21 protein-coding genes are annotated in these 18,262 nt (G+C 61.2%); 11 read left to right on the top strand and 10 right to left on the bottom strand.

Annotated features, from left to right (window positions below):
• Nucleotides 1–144 precede the first annotated feature (144 nt).
• Together ACT531_RS02345 and ACT531_RS02340 are read right to left on the bottom strand one after the other, a co-directional pair.
• On the bottom strand, nucleotides 145–2,058 hold the full coding sequence (locus tag ACT531_RS02345) for an EAL domain-containing protein (RefSeq protein ID WP_476016342.1): 1,914 nt from the start codon (nucleotides 2,056–2,058) through the stop codon (nucleotides 145–147).
• 30 nt (nucleotides 2,059–2,088) lie between these two features.
• Entirely contained in the window at nucleotides 2,089–2,787 is a 699-nt protein-coding gene (locus ACT531_RS02340) for a transglutaminase-like cysteine peptidase (protein ID WP_476016341.1), read from the bottom strand.
• Between the two features lie 136 nt (nucleotides 2,788–2,923).
• On the opposite strand from ACT531_RS02340, the gene ACT531_RS02335 reads away from it, so the two are divergent.
• Nucleotides 2,924–4,426 carry a TolC family outer membrane protein gene (locus ACT531_RS02335; RefSeq protein ID WP_476016340.1) on the top strand — a complete coding sequence of 501 codons (1,503 nt, stop codon included), beginning with the start codon at nucleotides 2,924–2,926 and terminating at the stop codon, nucleotides 4,424–4,426.
• 68 nt (nucleotides 4,427–4,494) lie between these two features.
• On the opposite strand, the gene lipA is transcribed toward ACT531_RS02335, so the two are convergent.
• From lipA to ACT531_RS02320, 3 genes are read right to left on the bottom strand one after another with little or no spacing between them, the layout of a single operon-like run.
• On the bottom strand, nucleotides 4,495–5,475 hold the full coding sequence (gene lipA, locus ACT531_RS02330; protein WP_015012205.1) for a lipoyl synthase: 981 nt from the start codon (nucleotides 5,473–5,475) through the stop codon (nucleotides 4,495–4,497).
• A gap of 15 nt (nucleotides 5,476–5,490) precedes the next feature.
• On the bottom strand, nucleotides 5,491–6,186 hold the full coding sequence (lipB, locus tag ACT531_RS02325; RefSeq protein WP_476016339.1) for a lipoyl(octanoyl) transferase LipB: 696 nt from the start codon (nucleotides 6,184–6,186) through the stop codon (nucleotides 5,491–5,493).
• A gap of 23 nt (nucleotides 6,187–6,209) precedes the next feature.
• Complete coding sequence (locus ACT531_RS02320; protein WP_110961982.1) at nucleotides 6,210–6,527, bottom strand: YbeD family protein; 318 nt, start codon at nucleotides 6,525–6,527, stop codon at nucleotides 6,210–6,212.
• A 288-nt stretch (nucleotides 6,528–6,815) separates the two neighbouring features.
• Between ACT531_RS02320 and ACT531_RS02315 the strand changes: the two genes are divergently transcribed.
• The 9 genes from ACT531_RS02315 (at nucleotide 6,816) to ACT531_RS02275 (ending at nucleotide 13,983) form a co-directional block, all read left to right on the top strand.
• Nucleotides 6,816–7,289 (top strand): ATP synthase subunit I, encoded by a 474-nt coding sequence (locus tag ACT531_RS02315; RefSeq protein ID WP_209816478.1) that lies wholly within the window; start codon nucleotides 6,816–6,818, stop codon nucleotides 7,287–7,289.
• A gap of 19 nt (nucleotides 7,290–7,308) precedes the next feature.
• Nucleotides 7,309–8,187, top strand: coding sequence for a F0F1 ATP synthase subunit A (gene atpB, locus ACT531_RS02310; protein ID WP_015012209.1), 879 nt, complete (start codon nucleotides 7,309–7,311; stop codon nucleotides 8,185–8,187).
• Nucleotides 8,188–8,242: 55 nt separating this feature from the next.
• Nucleotides 8,243–8,512 carry a F0F1 ATP synthase subunit C gene (gene atpE, locus ACT531_RS02305; protein WP_015012210.1) on the top strand — a complete coding sequence of 90 codons (270 nt, stop codon included), beginning with the start codon at nucleotides 8,243–8,245 and terminating at the stop codon, nucleotides 8,510–8,512.
• 34 nt (nucleotides 8,513–8,546) lie between these two features.
• On the top strand, nucleotides 8,547–9,017 hold the full coding sequence (locus ACT531_RS02300; protein ID WP_015012211.1) for a F0F1 ATP synthase subunit B: 471 nt from the start codon (nucleotides 8,547–8,549) through the stop codon (nucleotides 9,015–9,017).
• Between the two features lie 10 nt (nucleotides 9,018–9,027).
• Complete coding sequence (locus ACT531_RS02295) at nucleotides 9,028–9,570, top strand: F0F1 ATP synthase subunit delta (RefSeq protein ID WP_015012212.1); 543 nt, start codon at nucleotides 9,028–9,030, stop codon at nucleotides 9,568–9,570.
• Nucleotides 9,571–9,612: 42 nt separating this feature from the next.
• Nucleotides 9,613–11,166 (top strand): F0F1 ATP synthase subunit alpha, encoded by a 1,554-nt coding sequence (gene atpA, locus ACT531_RS02290; RefSeq protein ID WP_060987364.1) that lies wholly within the window; start codon nucleotides 9,613–9,615, stop codon nucleotides 11,164–11,166.
• Nucleotides 11,167–11,184: 18 nt separating this feature from the next.
• On the top strand, nucleotides 11,185–12,051 hold the full coding sequence (gene atpG, locus ACT531_RS02285; protein WP_476016338.1) for a F0F1 ATP synthase subunit gamma: 867 nt from the start codon (nucleotides 11,185–11,187) through the stop codon (nucleotides 12,049–12,051).
• A gap of 33 nt (nucleotides 12,052–12,084) precedes the next feature.
• Entirely contained in the window at nucleotides 12,085–13,491 is a 1,407-nt protein-coding gene (atpD, locus tag ACT531_RS02280; RefSeq protein WP_015012215.1) for a F0F1 ATP synthase subunit beta, read from the top strand.
• 75 nt (nucleotides 13,492–13,566) lie between these two features.
• Complete coding sequence (locus ACT531_RS02275) at nucleotides 13,567–13,983, top strand: F0F1 ATP synthase subunit epsilon (RefSeq protein ID WP_015012216.1); 417 nt, start codon at nucleotides 13,567–13,569, stop codon at nucleotides 13,981–13,983.
• 302 nt (nucleotides 13,984–14,285) lie between these two features.
• Here ACT531_RS02275 and ACT531_RS02270 read toward each other — a convergent pair whose 3' ends face one another.
• The 5 genes from ACT531_RS02270 to ACT531_RS02250 form a co-directional block, all read right to left on the bottom strand.
• Nucleotides 14,286–14,582, bottom strand: a complete 297-nt coding sequence (locus tag ACT531_RS02270; protein ID WP_056062211.1) for a hypothetical protein — start codon at nucleotides 14,580–14,582, stop codon at nucleotides 14,286–14,288.
• Nucleotides 14,583–14,672: 90 nt separating this feature from the next.
• Nucleotides 14,673–14,960: a hypothetical protein gene (locus ACT531_RS02265; RefSeq protein WP_015012218.1), complete on the bottom strand. Its 288-nt coding sequence runs from the start codon at nucleotides 14,958–14,960 to the stop codon at nucleotides 14,673–14,675.
• 520 nt (nucleotides 14,961–15,480) lie between these two features.
• Nucleotides 15,481–16,023: a TPM domain-containing protein gene (locus tag ACT531_RS02260; RefSeq protein WP_476016337.1), complete on the bottom strand. Its 543-nt coding sequence runs from the start codon at nucleotides 16,021–16,023 to the stop codon at nucleotides 15,481–15,483.
• Nucleotides 16,023–16,949 carry a TPM domain-containing protein gene (locus ACT531_RS02255; RefSeq protein WP_476016336.1) on the bottom strand — a complete coding sequence of 309 codons (927 nt, stop codon included), beginning with the start codon at nucleotides 16,947–16,949 and terminating at the stop codon, nucleotides 16,023–16,025. Before ACT531_RS02255 ends, ACT531_RS02260 begins: the two co-directional genes overlap by 1 nt.
• A gap of 32 nt (nucleotides 16,950–16,981) precedes the next feature.
• The gene (locus ACT531_RS02250) at nucleotides 16,982–17,593 is read right to left on the bottom strand and encodes a LemA family protein (RefSeq protein ID WP_060985174.1); all 612 of its coding nucleotides are present in this window, start codon (nucleotides 17,591–17,593) and stop codon (nucleotides 16,982–16,984) included.
• Nucleotides 17,594–17,809: 216 nt separating this feature from the next.
• On the opposite strand from ACT531_RS02250, the gene ACT531_RS02245 reads away from it, so the two are divergent.
• Complete coding sequence (locus ACT531_RS02245; RefSeq protein ID WP_476016335.1) at nucleotides 17,810–18,262, top strand: YybH family protein; 453 nt, start codon at nucleotides 17,810–17,812, stop codon at nucleotides 18,260–18,262.

Genomic DNA, 18,262 nt, shown 5'->3' with positions numbered 1-18,262 from the left:
AATAAAAATGGCCGTTGTCCCTCATGGGAATGAGAGGGTCTGCGGCCGAGTTGGAGTATTTACTGGTACGGACTGCTGAGCCTGCAGGAGCGGGAGCACAGCCGTTGAGGACGGGGCTGATACTGCGGCCAGTCCCGTATTGCTTCAACGGATGCCCGGTCCCGTGGCGCCATCGAAACCCAGCGACGCCAGAAGCGGTAGATCGTCCCGCGACTCCACCCCCAAGGCGATGACCTGGATGCCAATTGCGTGGGCGATGTTGCACAGGCCTCGCAAAAACTCTTGGTTGCCCAGGTTGTCGCCAATGCCGCGTACGTAGCTGGGGTGGACCTTGATGTAATCCAGCCCAAGGTCCGCAAGCTTGTTGCCCTCGGTGAAGCGCTGACCGAAATATTCGATACCAACACGGCAACCCAGTTGCTGCAGGGTGTGCGCCAATGCCTTGAAGGCATCGAAGGCTCGGAACACGCCGTACTCAGGTACCTCGAACAGCAAGCGCGCACACATGTCGGGGTAGGCGTGCAGAAGCTGGGTGAGTTCGTTGCGGAAGCGGAAGTCTGCGATGGTCTCGGCCGAGAGGTTGACGGCAATGTCTCCGGCGGAGCTGCGCAGGTGCTCAATGGCCAAGCGCACCACGCGTAGATCGATAGGGGCGGTGAGGTTGAGGTGGGCTGCCATGGGCATGAAGTCTCCCGCAGACATTAGTGCACCGGAGGCATCAGCCACCAGCCGGATCACGCCTTCCTGGTGGATGGCGCCATTCCCGCTGCCGTCCACCACTGGGTAGAAGGCCAATTGAAGCCTGCCGCCGCTGACTGCCTCGGTCAGCAAGGTCCGCCACTGTTCGGCGGGCCGCGCGTCGGCGGAGTGCGCGCCCTCGTCCACGTACATACTGTTGGGCCCGAGGGACGCTGCGCGGGCCAGTGCTTCGTCTGCGCGGCTGAAGAGTTCGCCCAGGGGCTCCTGCCTGCGGTATCCCAAGGCACCGATGTGGAACAGGTCCGGGACGAATGCTGACCAGTGGGGGAGCCACTGCGAGGACAGGGCGGCGAAGATGTCCTGTGCTGCTTCTTGTGGCGACGGCGTGGAGGGGCACAGCACGCCGAACTCGCCCCCTTTGAGCCGACCCGCCCGCTGGCCGGGCTTACCCTCGCCGCTTTTGTACAGCACGGTGCCCAAGTGCTTGAGCAGCGCATCGGCCTTCTGGTGCCCCAGCTGGTTGTTCAACCCTTCGAGATCGGTCAGCCTAAGGATCACCAGACTCCCTGAAGAGAGAAACTGTTCGCCTTCTATCGCCTCCTGAAGGTGCGATAGGAAGTAGTCGCGGCTGGAGAGTCCGGTCACTGCGTCTCGATTGACCTTCTTGCGCAGTCCGTCCAGGCGCGCAGCCTCCTCACCAAACATCGACCGCAAGCGCGTGACCATCTCATTCATGCCGCGCGCCACACTGCGCAGCTCTGGCGTACTCGGCTCAGCAATCTTGACGAAGCGCCGGTCTGCGATGGCCTCGGCCTGTGCCACTACGTCGCGCAAGGGAGATGTGATGCGCTTGACGGCAAGGGTGCCAACGCCACCTGCGACGACACTGCCCAGAACGAACCAGGCCAGCAGCTCCAGGGTGCCCGTCCACAGGCTGTGGTAGGCGTACTGGTCGTGGCTGGCAAGGGTGAGAGTGCCATATTGCTTCCAGCCGTCCTGGATCTGGGCCCGTCCGGGCTCGGCGTTCATGGGAATCAGCCGCGCGAACCAGGCAGGTGCGCCCTGCAAGGAGCCAGAGAAGCTGCGTTCGACCAGCGTCTGCCCAGTGGGCGACACAATCCGGATGAAGCGGTAGTGCCCAGCATCGAACTGTGCCGCGACCTGAAGTTCGACCGTCACGGGGTCCTTGTCCAGCTGCGACAGGGCCAGCGCCAGCGAGGTCGCGTTGTCGATGTTCTTGACCTGCAGCTGCTGCTGCAGGTAGTGCCGAGCAGATAGCACACTGACCAGCATGCTGCCTCCAAACGCAATCGCCATGACCAGGCCGATGGCAAGCCAGAGTTGTTTGGTGAGTGACATGTGCTGTATCTCCTAGAAAGGGCGCAGCATTCAGAAGCCTTCTTGCCGCATGCGCTCCAGCACATCGCGCCAGCGCGACAGGCGGGCTGTCGGGTCTGCCGAAGAGGTGGTGGCGCCAGAGACCCAGAGGCCTTCATTGTTGAAGCTGAAAACAGGTGACAGATCGGCCCGGGATGAGGCGGGGCGGATGGTGGTGATCAGGTTGTCCAGTACCATCGGTTCGTCTGCGGGGTTGGCGTAATAGCCCAACACCATATGCGCTTCGCTTTTCGCGCTGCCAGCGCCCCCGATCCGGGCCCGAACATAGATCATGCGCAGCTTGGCGTTGGGGACCCCCATGTGCAGCAGCGTGATGTACTTGGCGATGGAGAAATCTTCGCAGTCCCCTGCGCTTTTGCCCATGAATTCCAGCGGAGTGGCCCAGTAGTCGTCTTGCTGCCAGATGAACGAGTCGCTTTCAAACAGCATCCGCCGGTTGAAGAAGTTATTCACTTGGGCTAGCTTCTCGGCTTCGCTGAGACGGCTGCCTTCAGCCATCATGGCCCTCCAGGCAATGACGAGATCAGAGCCCTTGGCGCCGTAGCGCTGGAGCGCTACAGATTGGATCTTATCCAGATCCGGTGCGCTGGACACAACCCCCAGTGCCAAAGTAATGGTGAGTGCCACTAACGCCCGAACTCGCACTGCGATTCGGAGCGCACGCTTCTTAGGTGGCGGAATGGAGGGCATGGAACGCAGAGTTCGCGGCTACCTGGCTGAAAGTACTGGGTCGAGGGCGATGTGACCTCGTTGTAAAAAAAAACTGTGAGAGTTTCAAGGTAAATGTTACGTTTCGATTCTGCATCACAAACGATTCGGAGTCGCCATGAAACTGTCTCTTAGCCTGATCGCTGCCGCTGTTTTCATCAGTACGGGCGCTGCTGCGCAAACACCTCCTGAGGGCCTAGTCGAGGCTGCTCGCAAGGCCGTGACAAACAACCCAGATGTGCAAGCTCGATGGTTTGGCTTTCGAGCAGCCGACTCCGAGCGCAGTGTCGCTCGGGCAGGCTTCCTGCCTCAGCTGGATGCGTTGGCCAGCACTGGGCGCGAAAACCGGGTACGCCCCTCGGGAAGTACCGGCTCTTACCACCACACTGGGGCCGCCCTGACACTGAATCAGATGTTGTTCGACGGCTTCTTCACCAGCAACGAAGTCAAACGGCTGGGGCATGCCAAGCTCACGCGGTACTACGAACTGGTAGAGGCATCGGAAACGGCGGCACTGGAGGCTGTGCGGGCGTATGCCGACGTGGCGCGCTACCGGGAACTGGTCGAGCAGGCTAAACAAAACTACGTCGAACACAAGCTGACAACGAACCAGATTGATGAACGCACTTCTGCCGGTGTTGGGCGGCGTGTCGATCTTGAGCAAGCGACAGGTCGCCTGGCTTTGGCGGAGTCGAACTTGTTGACGGAAATATCCAATTTGCATGATGTCAGCGCCCGTTATCAGCGGTTGATTGGCGAACTGCCCCCCGGCACGTTGGTTTCCCTGCCGGAAGGATTCAAGCTCGGCGCCTTGCCTGCAAAAACTGAAGACGTAGTTAACTTCGCCTTGAACAACAGTCCTACGATCAACGCGGCCCTCGAGAACGTGCTTGCTAGCGAAGCAGGCATCGCATCACAGAAGGCGGGGTATGCCCCTCGGATTGATTTTCGGGCGCGACAGTCTTGGGATCGCAATCTGATTGGAGAGCAGGGGCGATCAAGGGATAGCACGGTCGAGCTGGTGCTGACCTACAACTTCTATCGAGGCGGTGCAGACAGGGCGCGGGAGCAGCAGGCTGTTGACAACAAGTTCCAAGCGCGCGAGCTTAAGGAGAAGGCTTGCCGAGATGTGCGGCAGACCACGGTGATTGCGTTCAATGACGTCCGACGTTTAATAGAGCAAATGACGTATTTGGATCAGCACCGGCTTTCCACCGAAAAAGCGCGTGAGGCATACAGGCAGCAGTTCGATCTTGGTCAGCGCACATTGCTCGACTTGCTTGATACCCAGAACGAAGCATTCCAGGCGAGCAGAGCGTATGTCAACGCGCGATACGATCAGATAGTGGCTCAGGCTAGGACCCTGAGTGCCATGGGGCAGTTACTGCCCGCACTTAATGTGAGTCGCGCCGACATGCCTTCACCCGCGGATGCCGGGCAGCAGCGTAGTGGCATTGATCCTGCGGAGTTATGTCCTGCAGAGGCCCCGATATCCATCGTGGTGGACAAAGCTCAGGCTGTAGCGGATACACCTGTTCGCCCTCGCGCTGCACTCCCCCCTGCACCTGCTTCGGGTACTCCCGCTGGAGCTGGAGTCGTCCAACCAGGGTTGAATCGTTAACCGGTAGTCCGTTCATAATTGACAGCCGCGGGGTTGAGGCGGGGATTGCGGGGCGCTATGAAAAGAGGTCAGACACCTGCGGCGTGCGCCTGCTGGTCCGCGTGGTAGCTGGAGCGCACCATGGCGCCCACGGCCGCGTGGCTGAAGCCCATCTTGTAGGCCTCTTCCTCGAACATCTTGAAGGTGTCGGGGTGCACGTAGCGGCGCACGGGCAGGTGGCTGTTGCTGGGCGCCAGATACTGACCAATGGTCAGCATGTCGATGTTGTGCTCGCGCATGTCGCGCATCACTTGCAGAATCTCTTCGTCCGTCTCGCCCAGGCCCACCATGATGCCGCTCTTGGTGGGCACGTTGGGGTGCAGCGCCTTGAACTTTTTCAGCAGGTTCAGGCTGAACTGGTAGTCCGAACCGGGACGCGCTTCCTTGTACAGGCGGGGCGCGGTTTCCAGGTTGTGGTTCATCACATCCGGGGGGGCTGCCTTGAGGATTTCGAGCGCGCGGTCATCGCGGCCACGGAAGTCGGGCACCAGGATTTCGATCTGCGTTTGGGGCGACAGCTCGCGGATGTTCTGAATGCATTCCACAAAGTGGCCGCTGCCGCCGTCGCGCAGGTCGTCGCGGTCCACGCTGGTGATCACCACGTACTTGAGCTTGAGCGCAGCGATGGTTTTGGCCAGGTTCAGTGGCTCGTCCTTGTCCAGTGGGTCGGGGCGACCATGGCCCACGTCGCAGAACGGGCAGCGGCGCGTGCACTTGTCGCCCATGATCATGAACGTGGCCGTGCCCTTGCCAAAGCATTCGCCGATGTTGGGGCACGAGGCTTCTTCGCACACCGTGTGGAGCTTGTGCTCGCGCAGGATGTCCTTGATCTCGTAGAAGCGGGTGGTGGGGCTGCCTGCCTTCACGCGGATCCACTCGGGCTTTTTGAGCACTTCGCCTTGCTCCACCTTGATCGGAATACGCGACAGCTTGGCCGCAGCCTTTTGCTTGGCCAGCGGGTTGTAGGCTTCGGTGGATTGCGCTTCGCGGACGACTTCAGGGGTGCTCATGGCTGTAGGCAGAGTTCAGGGCGCCAACCGGATGCTGAGCTGCTGGCCCAGCACCTGCGCGGCTTCTTCCCAGGTGGTGTGGACCCCGATTGTAGAAAGGTCCACCGTTTTCAATCCTGCGTAACCGCAAGGGTTGATGCGGTCGTAAGGCTCCAGGTCCATGTCCACGTTCAGCGCCACGCCGTGGTAGGTGCAGTGGCGGCTGACCTTGATGCCCAGCGCGGCAATCTTGCCCAGGCCTTCGAAGTCGGGTGTGGGTGCCTCGGCGCCCGTGCGTTTTTGGGGGCGTTGGGGCAGCATGGCGTGGCTGTGCGGGTCATCCAGACGCACGTAAATGCCGGGTGCACCGGCAACCCGGTGGCCTGTGATGCCGAAGTGCGCCAGCGTGCGGATCACGGCCTCTTCGACGCGGTAGACGTATTCCTTGACGAAATAGCCCGCGCGTTGCAGATCGATCAGCGGGTAGGCGACCACCTGACCGGGGCCGTGGAAGGTCACCTGCCCGCCCCGGTTGGTGGCGATGACGGGGATCTCGCCCGGGTCCAGCACATGGTCGCTTTTGCCTGCAATGCCCTGGGTGTAAAGCGGTGGATGCTCACAAATCCAGAGCGTGTCAGCGTCCGACGGCGTCCGTGTGGCTGTGTAGTCCTGCATGGCCTGCACGGTGCTGGCGTAGTCCACGCGGCCCAGCAGGCGGATGTCAATCGTCATGGCGCAATCTGCAGAGACGGCGGTTACAGCACCACTTTCACCATCGGGTGCGAGGACAGCGCGCGGTACAGGTCGTCCAGCTGCTCGCGGCTGGTCGCCGTGATGGTGATGGTTACTCCGAGGTAATTGCCCGCGCGGCTGTCGCGCAGTTCAATGGTGGCAGCGTCGAAGGTAGGGTCGAACTGGCGCGCCATTTCGGTCACGGCATGCACGAAGCCGTCCACCTTGGCGCCCATGACTTTGATTGGGAACTTGGAGGGGTATTCGATCAGCGAGTCTTTGCGTGGATCGGCGGCCTGGGGATCGAGGCCGTTGGCGGGCGGCGGATTGGAGGATGTCATGGTGATTAGCGGTGAGTGGGGTGCTGCGGTTTCGATAGCTGGCGACGCACTGTCATTGTGCGCCACAGGCGCGTTCGGCTCTTCGCGCTGCCCTTTCGGCGTGCGCCAGATCGGTGCATGGCGAGGCCGTTTTGTGAGCGCCAGTGCCGTTGGCACGTCACCACAACGGGGCGGGCACACACGCAACCCGCCGTCGCGTTTGCGGGTTTTTGTCTGGTGCCATGGGTTTTTACTTATAATTAGAGGCTTTGTAAAAGTTGCGGTCTGTAACGCGGGCGTCATTCATCAATGAAAACAATCCCGCCAGAGACTGAAACTGAGGCTGAAGAATCTGACTTCAAGCCCCTGACGGCCCAAGAGGCGCAGCAGTGGCGCAGTCGCCATCCGCCCCTCTCGGTGTGGAAGGTGGTGGCAGGTCAGGCGCTGGTCGGAATGCTGGTGGCCCTGGTGGCCTGGGTTCTGACGGGCAGGGCGGTGGTGGGCTGGTCTGCAGCCTACGGCGCTCTGGCAGTGGTGGCTCCGGCCGCACTGTTTGCCCGCGGTGTGTTGCGCCACAAGGCGTCATCCAATCCGCGGGCTGCCATGGTGGGGTTCTTTGGGTGGGAAATCGCCAAGATCATGTTGACGGTGGCGCTGCTGGCGGCGGCACCTCGGCTGGTGCCGGGCTTGAGCTGGATTGCCTTGCTGGTTGGCATGGTGGTCGCAATGAAAACGTACTGGGTGGCACTGTTGGTGCGGCCTGGTGTCCGAAAAACCGATTGATAGAGAGAAGAGTTGTCCGATGGCCGCAGAAGCGCACGCTCCGACTGCAAGTGAATACATCGTTCACCACCTGCAGCATCTTCAAAACGTCAACCAGACCAAGATTGTTGATTTCACTGTCATCAACTACGACTCGATCATCGTCGGTTTGGTTCTGGGTGCGCTCACCCTTTTGATTCTGTGGTCAGCTGCCCGTAAGGCAACCTCGGGTGTGCCCGGTCGTTTCCAGGCTGCGGTCGAGATGCTGGTCGAGATGGTGGACAACCAGGCCAAGGCCAACATCCACAACGCCGAAAGCCGCAAGTTCATCGCTCCCCTGGGTCTGACGGTGTTCGTCTGGATCTTCTTGATGAATTTCATGGACATGCTGCCTGTGGACCTGCTGCCCGCCATCTGGGCCAAGATCTACGGCGCTGCAGGTCACGACCCACACCACGCTTATCTGCGTGTTGTGCCCACAGCCGATCTGTCCACCACGCTGGGCCTCGCTTTCGCTATCCTGATCCTGCGCTTCTGGTACAGCGTCAAGATCAAGGGGGCCGGCGGCTGGGCGCACGAACTGGTGTCGGCTCCTTTTGGCACAAGCAAGAATCCTATCTTCGCCCTGATCCTGGGCGTGGTGAATCTGCTCATGCAGATCATTGAATATGTCGCCAACACCGTGTCCCATGGCATGCGGTTGTTCGGCAACATGTACGCTGGCGAACTGGTGTTCATGCTCATCGCCCTCATGGGTGGTGCTGCGGCCCTGTCGCTGTCGGGTGTGCTGCTGCCTGTGGGCCACGTCATCGCTGGCACCATCTGGACGCTGTTCCACATTTTGGTGATCTCGCTGCAAGCATTCATCTTCATGATGCTCGCGCTGATCTACCTTGGTCAGGCGCACAACGCGCACTAAGTTTCCCTTTCGTTTTTTCTTTCCTTAACTTTTCTTTTTTAACTCAGGAGTCATCATGGAAAACATTCTCGGTCTCGTCGCTCTGGCTTGTGGTCTGATCGTTGGTCTGGGCGCTATCGGCGCTTCCATCGGCATCGCCCTGATGGGTGGCAAGTTCCTCGAATCGTCGGCACGTCAGCCTGAACTGATCAACGAACTGCAAACCAAGATGTTCATCTTGGCTGGTCTGATCGACGCTGCGTTCCTGATCGGTGTGGCTATCGCCCTGCTGTTCGCTTTCGCCAACCCCTTCGTTTCCACGCTCTTGGCCAACCTGCCCAAGTAAATCCCGTTCAACGCCACTTTAGAAAGGTGTTGCCGTGAGTATCAATGCGACCCTGTTCATTCAGGCCATCGTCTTCCTGATCCTCGTGTGGTTCACGATGAAATTCGTGTGGCCTCCGATCGCGAAGGCGTTGGATGAACGAGCCCAGAAAATCGCCGATGGCCTCGCAGCTGCCGACCGTGCCAAATCCGAACTGACCGCTGCCAACCAGCGCGTTGAAAAGGAACTGTCACAGGCGCGCAACGAAACGGCCTCGCGTCTTGCGGACGCCGACCGTCGTGCCCAGGCCATCATCGAAGAAGCCAAGGCACGCGCCACAGAGGAAGGCAATAAGATTGTTGCTGCAGCCCGCGCCGAAGCCGAGCAGCAGACGGTCCAAGCCCGCGAAGCCCTGCGTGAGCAGGTGGCAGCGCTGGCCGTCAAGGGTGCCGAGCAGATTCTCCGCAAGGAAGTCAATGCTGGCGTCCATGCCGACCTGCTCAACCGCCTGAAGACCGAGCTGTAAGGGGACACACATGGCTGAACTCGCCACCATTGCCCGCCCTTACGCCGATGCCTTGTTCAAGGCTGCCACTGCGGGCGCGGGCGTCGATCTGGGCAGCACCGCTGCCTGGATGGACGAACTGGCGGCGATTGCCGCCAACCCCCAGCTGCGTCAGTTGGCGGACAACCCCAAGGTGACGGCAGACCAGGTGTTCGCCGTATTCACCGGGGTCGCCCGCTCGGCCCTGCCGGATATGGCCAAAAATTTCCTGCGCACAGTCATCGACAACGGACGCATCGATGCGCTCCCGGAAGTGGCTGCGCAGTTTCGTGCCCTCGTGAATCGTCGCAACGGCTCCTCGGATGCCGTCGTGTACAGCGCATTTCCGATGGACAGTGCTGCACTGTCCGAGGTCAGCGCAGCGCTGGAAAAGCGCTTCGGCCGTAAGCTCAATCTCGCTGTACAGCTGGATGAGTCCCTGATCGGTGGTATTCGCGTAGTGGTGGGTGACGAGGTGCTGGACACTTCGGTCAAGGCCCGTCTTGAACAAATGAAAGCGGCCCTCGTTGCGTAACGCGCGACGAGGACAGCGAACCAAAGAAAGAAGGAAAGAGTCATGCAACTCAATCCCGCAGAAATTTCTGAACTCATCAAGAGCCGCATCGAAGGTCTGGCCGCCAGCAGCGATATCCGCAACCAGGGTACCGTGGTGTCCGTGTCTGACGGTATCGTGCGCGTTCATGGCCTGTCGGACGTGATGCAGGGCGAAATGCTCGAGTTCCCCGCGACCAAGGACGGTCAGCCTTCCTACGGTCTGGCGCTGAACCTCGAGCGCGACTCCGTCGGCGCCGTGATTCTGGGCGAGTACGAGCACATCTCCGAAGGCGACACCGTCAAGTGCACGGGCCGCATTCTGGAAGTGCCCGTGGGCCCCGAACTGGTCGGCCGCGTGGTGAACGCCCTGGGTCAACCTATCGACGGCAAGGGCCCCATCAACGCCAAGCTCACCGACGTGATCGAAAAGGTTGCTCCCGGTGTGATCGCCCGTAAGTCCGTGGACCAGCCTCTGCAGACCGGCCTGAAGTCCATCGACTCGATGGTGCCCGTGGGCCGTGGCCAGCGCGAGCTGATCATTGGTGACCGCCAGACCGGCAAGACCGCCGTGGCCATCGACGCCATCATCGCCCAGAAGGGCCAGGGCGTGACCTGTATCTACGTCGCCATCGGTCAGAAGGCATCGTCGATCAAGAACGTGGTGCGCGCTCTGGAACAAGCCGGCGCCATGGAGTACACGATTGTGGTGGCCGCATCGGCTTCCGAATCGGCTGCCATGCAGTACGTGTCGGCCTACTCGGGTTGCACGATGGGCGAATACTTCCGCGACCGCGGCCAAGACGCCCTGATCGTGTACGACGACCTGTCCAAGCAAGCTGTGGCCTACCGCCAAGTGTCGCTGCTGCTGCGTCGCCCACCAGGCCGCGAAGCCTATCCTGGTGACGTGTTCTATCTGCACAGCCGTCTGCTCGAACGTGCAGCCCGCGTGAACGCCGACTATGTCGAAGCCTTCACCAAGGGTGAAGTCAAGGGCAAGACCGGTTCGCTGACCGCACTGCCGATCATCGAAACGCAAGCTGGCGACGTGTCCGCTTTCGTGCCTACCAACGTGATCTCGATCACCGACGGCCAGATCTTCCTGGAAACCAGCCTGTTCAACGCCGGTATCCGTCCCGCCATCAACGCCGGTATCTCGGTGTCGCGCGTGGGTGGTGCTGCCCAGACCAAGCTGGTGAAGAACCTGTCCGGCGGTATCCGTACCGACCTGGCCCAGTACCGTGAACTGGCTGCGTTCGCGCAGTTCGCTTCCGATCTGGACGAAGCCACCCGCAAGCAGCTGGACCGCGGTGCCCGCGTGACCGAACTGCTGAAGCAGGCACAGTACAGCCCGTTGTCCATCTCGCTGATGGCCGCCACGCTGTTCGCTGTGAACAAGGGCTTCATGGACGACATCGATGTCAAGAAGGTGCTCGACTTCGAACACGGCCTGCACCAGTTCCTGAAGACCAGCCACGCCGCTTTGCTGGCCAAGCTGGAACAGGCCAAGGCCATGGACAAGGATGCAGAAGCCGAATTGACCGCAGCGATCGCCGCGTTCAAGAAGTCGTTCGCTTAAACCGGACGAGGAGCCATCATGGCAGCAGGCAAGGAAATACGCGGCAAGATCAAATCGGTGGAAAACACCAAGAAGATCACCAAAGCCATGGAAATGGTGGCCGCATCCAAAATGCGCAAGGCGCAGGACCGGATGCGGGCTGCCCGCCCATACAGCGAGAAGATCCGCAACATTGCAGCCAACCTCGGCAAGGCCAACCCGGAGTACGTGCACCCGTTCATGAAAATGAACGATGCCAAGACCGCCGGTGTGATCGTCATTACCACGGACAAGGGCCTGTGCGGCGGCATGAACACCAACGTGTTGCGTGCCGTGACGACCAAGCTGCGTGAACTGCAGGGTGCTGGCGTCTCGACCGAAGCCGTGGCGATTGGCAACAAGGGCCTGGGTTTCCTGAACCGTGTGGGCGCCAAGGTGGTTTCGCACGTGACGGGTCTGGGCGACACCCCCCACCTGGACAAACTGATTGGCCCGGTGAAGGTGCTGCTCGATGCATACGCAGAAGGCAAGATCAACGCGGTGTACCTGAGCTACACCAAGTTCATCAACACCATGAAGCAGGAATCGGTGGTGGAGCAGCTGCTCCCCCTGTCCTCCGAGCAGATGCAGGCTGAGAAGACGGAACACGGCTGGGACTACATCTATGAGCCCGATGCGCAAAGCGTCATCGACGAGCTGCTGGTCCGTTATGTCGAGTCCCTGATTTACCAGGCGGTTGCGGAAAACATGGCGTCCGAGCAGTCGGCACGCATGGTGGCCATGAAGGCCGCCACCGACAACGCCGGAAGCGTCATTGGCGAGTTGAAGCTGGTCTACAACAAGACGCGCCAGGCAGCGATCACGAAAGAACTTTCGGAAATCGTGGCTGGCGCCGCTGCTGTGTAAGCAGCTCAACTAACTACTTTATTGGAGCGAAAAATGGCTCAAGTGCAAGGCAAGATTGTTCAATGTATCGGCGCCGTGGTGGACGTTGAGTTCCCACGCGACCAGATGCCCAAGGTTTACGACGCCCTGAAGCTGGAAGGCTCTGCCCTGACGCTGGAAGTGCAGCAGCAGCTGGGTGACGGCGTGGTGCGTACCATCGCCCTGGGTTCCTCCGACGGCCTGCGCCGCGGCATCATGGTGACCAACACCGGCAACCCCATCACCGTGCCCGTGGGCAAGGCGACGCTGGGCCGCATCATGGACGTGCTGGGCAACCCCATCGACGAACGTGGTCCCGTGGGCCAGGAGCTGACGGCTTCGATCCACCGCAAGGCACCTGCGTACGACGAACTGTCGCCCTCGCAAGAACTGCTGGAAACCGGCATCAAGGTGATTGACCTGGTGTGCCCGTTCGCCAAGGGCGGTAAGGTGGGTCTGTTCGGTGGCGCCGGTGTGGGCAAGACCGTTAACATGATGGAACTCATCAACAACATCGCCAAGGCCCACTCGGGTCTGTCGGTGTTCGCTGGTGTGGGCGAGCGTACCCGCGAAGGGAACGACTTCTATCATGAAATGGCCGATTCCGGCGTGGTGAATCTGGAGAACCTGGGCGAGTCCAAAGTGGCCATGGTGTACGGCCAGATGAACGAGCCACCAGGCAACCGTCTGCGCGTGGCCCTGACCGGTCTGACCATTGCGGAATCTTTCCGTGACGAAGGCCGTGACGTGCTGTTCTTCGTGGACAACATCTACCGCTACACGCTGGCCGGTACTGAAGTGTCCGCTCTGCTGGGCCGTATGCCTTCCGCCGTGGGCTACCAGCCTACCCTGGCCGAAGAAATGGGCCGCCTGCAAGAGCGTATTACGTCCACCAAGGTCGGTTCGATCACCTCCATCCAGGCCGTGTACGTGCCAGCCGATGACTTGACCGACCCCTCGCCAGCCACGACGTTCGCCCACTTGGACTCCACCGTGGTGCTTTCGCGTGACATCGCCTCGCTGGGTATCTACCCCGCTGTGGACCCGCTGGACTCCACCAGCCGCCAGCTGGACCCGAACGTGGTGGGCGAAGACCACTACACTACGGCCCGCGCCGTGCAGGGTACGCTGCAGCGCTACAAGGAACTGCGCGACATCATCGCCATTCTGGGCATGGACGAACTGGCTCCTGAAGACAAGCTGGCTGTGGCCCGCGCTCGCAAAATCCAGCGTTTCCTGTCGCAGCCTTTCCACGTGGCCGAAGTGTTCACGGGCTCCCCAGGCAAGTACGTTCCCCTGGCCGAAACCATCCGTGGTTTCAAGATGATCGTGAACGGCGAATGCGATCACCTGCCAGAGCAAGCGTTCTATATGGTGGGCACCATTGACGAAGCCTTCGAAAAGGCCAAGAAGGTGGCCTGATGAGCCGTCGGCCGGGCAGCCCGTGGCGACCCGGCCTTCTGCAATCAAGCAACCCACCTTTTCCTAGGAGCAATGATGAACACCATCCACGTTGATGTGGTCAGTGCCGAAGAGTCCATCTTCTCCGGTGAAGCGCGCTTTGTCGCTCTGCCCGGCGAAGCTGGCGAGTTGGGCATCTACCCCCGCCACACCCCGCTGATAACCCGCATCAAGCCGGGCTCGGTGCGCATCGAAATGGCTGACGGTGGCGAAGAGTTCGTTTTCGTGGCCGGTGGCATTCTGGAAGTGCAACCCAACTGCGTGACCGTGTTGTCGGACACCGCCATTCGTGGCAAGGATCTGGACGACGAGAAGGCCAACGCGGCCAAGTCTGCAGCCGAAGAAGCGCTCAAGAACGCCAAGAGCGACATCGATCTGGCCAAGGCCCAGTCCGAGCTGGCCGTCATGGCTGCCCAGATTGCCGCACTGCGCAAGTTCCGCCAGAAGAAGTAAGCTTTCGCGAGCACTCTGGTGCGGCACAAAAAACCCGGCATTGCCGGGTTTTTTTGTTTCTGTCGCGGTGACAACGCTCCAGACGTACACAGCCATACTCCTAGAAGCGGGGGCGCAGTATTGCCTATCGACGGGGTAGCAACTCGCCAGCAATGGCCTCTGCGAAGCTGGTCACTTGATCTCCGCTCCAAAAGGCTTACGCACAAACAAAAAGGCCAGGGCCCCTCACAGGGCCCCGGCCTTTTGCATTTGCACAGCTTTTTCACAAAGCCCCCATGCCGTGCGCACGGGGCCTGTGGCAATTACATCGCGTTGCCGATCTCGCCCGAAGAGATCTGGCCCGTGCGCAGGGCTTCAGCAGCCTGGGCACGCACAGCAGCGCGGTCAGCGGTGGACTTGTAGGTCACCACACGCGAGCCAGCAGGCTCGATGCTGCGGGTTTGTGCCACGGTAGCGGCTTCGGCAGCCACTTCAGCACGGGTGCGGTTGGTTTCGAACTTGGTAGCGAACTGCGAAGCATCGGCTTCATCAGCGTGGGCACCAAAAGCGGCGAAAGCGGCGACAGCAGCAACGGACAGGAAACGGACAGACTTGTTCATGGTGAAACTCCAGAAAATTTGAAAAAGAGGGACTTGGGTACTGAGAGATACGGCGCAACCAGAGCGGCAGATTCAGCCGCCCCGGGTCAATTAGCCGCGCTCACCCGAAGAAATCTGGCCGGTACGCACAGCTTCAGCAGCCTGGGCACGCACGGCAGCGCGGTCAGCCGTGGACTTGTAAGTCACCACACGCGAACCAGCGGGTTCGATCGAGCGGGTCTGGGCCACGGTAGCTGCTTCAGCTTGCACTTCAGCGCGAGTGCGGTTGGTTTCAAACTTGGTGGCGAACTGCGAAGCATCGGCTTCGTCAGCCTGGGCACCAAAAGAAGCGAAAGCAGCGACAGCGGCGATGGAGAGGAAACGTGCGGTGTTGTTCATGATGGAAATCCTTGAAGTTAAAGAAGCGGCTCAAAAAACCGGAACAAAGCGCCAAAAACAAAGAAAGCTGCCTGGGACCGGGTTCGGTGAGTCGCCTTGCGGGTTCGGCTCATCGATGGGATGAACTGTACGCCGGTGGGGTGCAGAGAAAAACCACCGGGTCGCGAACTAACTGTTCCGGTATTGGAAACAATGGAGGGAATGTATGAGAGCGCCCGAGGACTTAGGGCCTCACAAGGTGTCGGAACCGCTAGGATTTCATGGAAAACCCGGGTGCAAATTCAGGACGACCAGGGCCTGGATAAGTCCAGCGTTCCGACCATACGGAGGCGGTGCAAGACCATAGAGTCGGTGCCCCGCATGACCTCCGACAAGAGGGCTACTGGGGTACGTGGGGCTGGGGGTTAGGAGGGCTGCGAACGCCAATGGCCTCGCCTGCAAGATGCCCCGTCATCGTGGCCTTTAGTGTGCCGGCATGCGCCGCTCGTACGCTGTTGGGGCCGACGCCCGTCAAGCAGCGTCAGCGCACGATCGGTGCGTCCGGCAGCTCGTTGGGGGAGGGGGAATCCGCCGCGCGTGGAAAGTGCTGAATCAGCAGGGCGCCCACAGCGCTCACCGCCCGCGACAGGCCTTCCTCGTAATGCCCTTGCCGAAATTGGGCTGACATCTGCGCCGCCATCTGCTCCCACACCTCCGGAGGGACATGGCGCGCCAAGCCCCGGTCGGCAACGATCTCAAACGCATGCTCTGGCATCAGCAGGTAGATCAGCACGCCGTTGTTGTGTTCGGTGTCCCACACGCGGTGCTTGCTAAACAGCATCAATGCGCGTTCCCGCGTTCGGGCGTGGCGGCGCAGGTAGCTCCAGGGCAGGCCCGCCTCGGCCACGATGCGGATCTGCCCGGTGTGTTGCAACTCGTTGGCCGCCACCTGCGCGCCCAGGCGCTGCAGCGCGGGTGCCGGGATGGCGGACCGGCCAAAAGCGTCATGCCAGCGGTGGTGCACCAGCCGCCAGAGGGCTCGCCACAGCGTGTGCGCAGGTCGTTCGCTGTTCTCAACACCCATCACCAATCCCCCGAGGCGCCGCCGCCGCCAAAATCGCCCCCGCCGCCCGAACTGAAACCGCCGCTGTCACTGCTGCTGCTGCTGCTGAATCCGCCCGAACTGCCACTGCTCCAGCCTCCGGAGCCTCCACCGCCATGCCCCAGGCTGATGGGGCCGCTGCTACCGCCAAAAAGCCACGTGTAGAGCAGTGCAATGACGCCCGCACCCACCGACAGCAGCAGGCTGGAGGTGAACACAAACGCCAGGGCCCCCACGCCGCCGCCCACCGCCAGGCCACCCAGCGCAGCCCCCAGCAGGCTGCGTGCCAATGGGCCAGCCACCATGACGCCAAAGAACAGGAAGATGGCGAAGTCCGTCCAGTCGAACAGGCCGTGACTGCTGCCTCCAGCGGCGGGGGAGGATGTCTCGGCCGGGGCGGGAAGGGCTTCGCCCGCGATGCGCGCGCCGATCTGCGTGATCGCTGCACCGAGGCCTCCCGCAAAGTCGCCTTGTTGAAAGCGAGGCTTCATCGCGCCGTCGATGATGCGTGCTGCTGCAATGTCGGGGATGGCGCCTTCCAGCGATTTGGCGACCTCAATGCGCATCTTGCGGTCGTTCTTGGCGACCACCACCAGCACACCGTCACCCACGTCGCGGCGCCCGATCTTCCACTGATTGCCGACGCGGTTGGCATAGGCGGCGATATCTTCCGGTGCCGTGGTGGGCACGATCAGCACCACGACTTGCGAGCCGCGCGATTTTTCGAGCGCAACCAGCTGGCCCTCCAGCGCCTGAATGTCATTGACGCTGAGCGTGCCTGTCTGATCCATGACGTGGCCGGTCAGCGGGGGCACCGCCAGCGGCTGCGATTGGGCCCAGCCAAAGACTGGCCATGAAGCTATCAAAAATATAGCTATCAGGGCATATCGAATAGGCGCTAGCAGCATATTTGGCTCACGTCAGACCCTGCAAGGGGTGTTCAGGGCTTGGCCTTGGATGCGGAGAAGTCCACCGTGGGCGGCACGGCAATCTGGGCCTCGTTGGCCACGGTAAAACTGGGCTTGGGGGCGTAGCTGAAGGCCATGGCCGTGAGGTTGGTGGGGAAGCTGCGGGCCAGCACGTTGTACTCCTGCACCGTCTGGATGTAGCGGTTGCGGGCCACGGTGATGCGGTTCTCCGTGCCTTCCAGCGTCACCCTCAGGTCGCGAAAGCCCTGGTTGGCCTGCAAGGTGGGGTAGCGCTCGGACACGACCATCAGGCGCGACAAGGCGCTGGACAGCTCGCCCTGGGCCTGCTGAAACTTGCTGAAAGCCTCGGGGTTGTTCAGGGTTTCGGGCGTGACCTGGATGGCCGTGGCCTTGGCACGGGCCTCGACCACCTTGGTCAGCGTCTCCTGCTCAAAGTTGGCCTCGCCCTTGACGGTGGCGACGATGTTGGGCACCAGGTCGGCACGGCGCTGGTACTGGTTGAGCACTTCGCTCCACGCGGCCTTGGACTGCTCGTCCAGGCGCTGGAAGTCGTTGTAGCCGCAGCCGCTCAGTGTGAGCGTGGCAGCGAGCACGGTGAGGAGGGCAAGAAGACGTTGGATCATCATGATGGTGGAGTCCGCCGATGGAGAAATGGGATGACTGTGCCAGAAACCGCGATGCGCAAGACAGCAAAGTTTGTGGAGGATCTGTCGCAGTGGGTGCACCTCCAGAGCGCGTACAAAATCAGACCGCAGCAAGGCATTGCACCGCCGCCGCACAATAGCAGCCTCGCGTTGCACCTGTCACGCCATTCCAACCCACTTACCCTCTGAACCCACATGCCCCGCGCCCGATCAAAAGCAGCCACTCTGGGTGGCTCTTCGGATGAAACCGAATCCGCGTTCTATGAGGCGCTGCAGCGCGGTGACATCGATCTGCTGATGTCGTGCTGGGCGGACGACGACGAGATCATCTGCGTGCATCCGGGAGGGCCGCGCCTGCTGGGGCCTGTGGCCATCCGTGCCGCGTTCGAGGCGATGTTCTCGCATGGCACCGTGCGTGCTCGGCCAGCGCAGGTGCACCGCGTGGTGGCGCTGTCGAGCGCCGTGCACAGCGTGGTCGAGCAGGTCGAGGTGATGCTGCCCGACGGCCTGCACCAGGCCGTGGTCATGGCCACCAACGTGTACCACAAGACTCCCGAAGGCTGGCGTTTGGTGGCCCACCATGCCAGCCCGGGCGTGGCGCCCGATGCCCAGGTGGATGTGCTGGCGCAGCGCCCCGTTCTGCATTGA

The organism is Acidovorax sp. DMC1 (genome assembly GCF_056314325.1).
The sequence above is the reverse complement of the archived record's forward strand: the minus strand, read 5'-3'. Positions and strand labels throughout refer to the sequence as shown.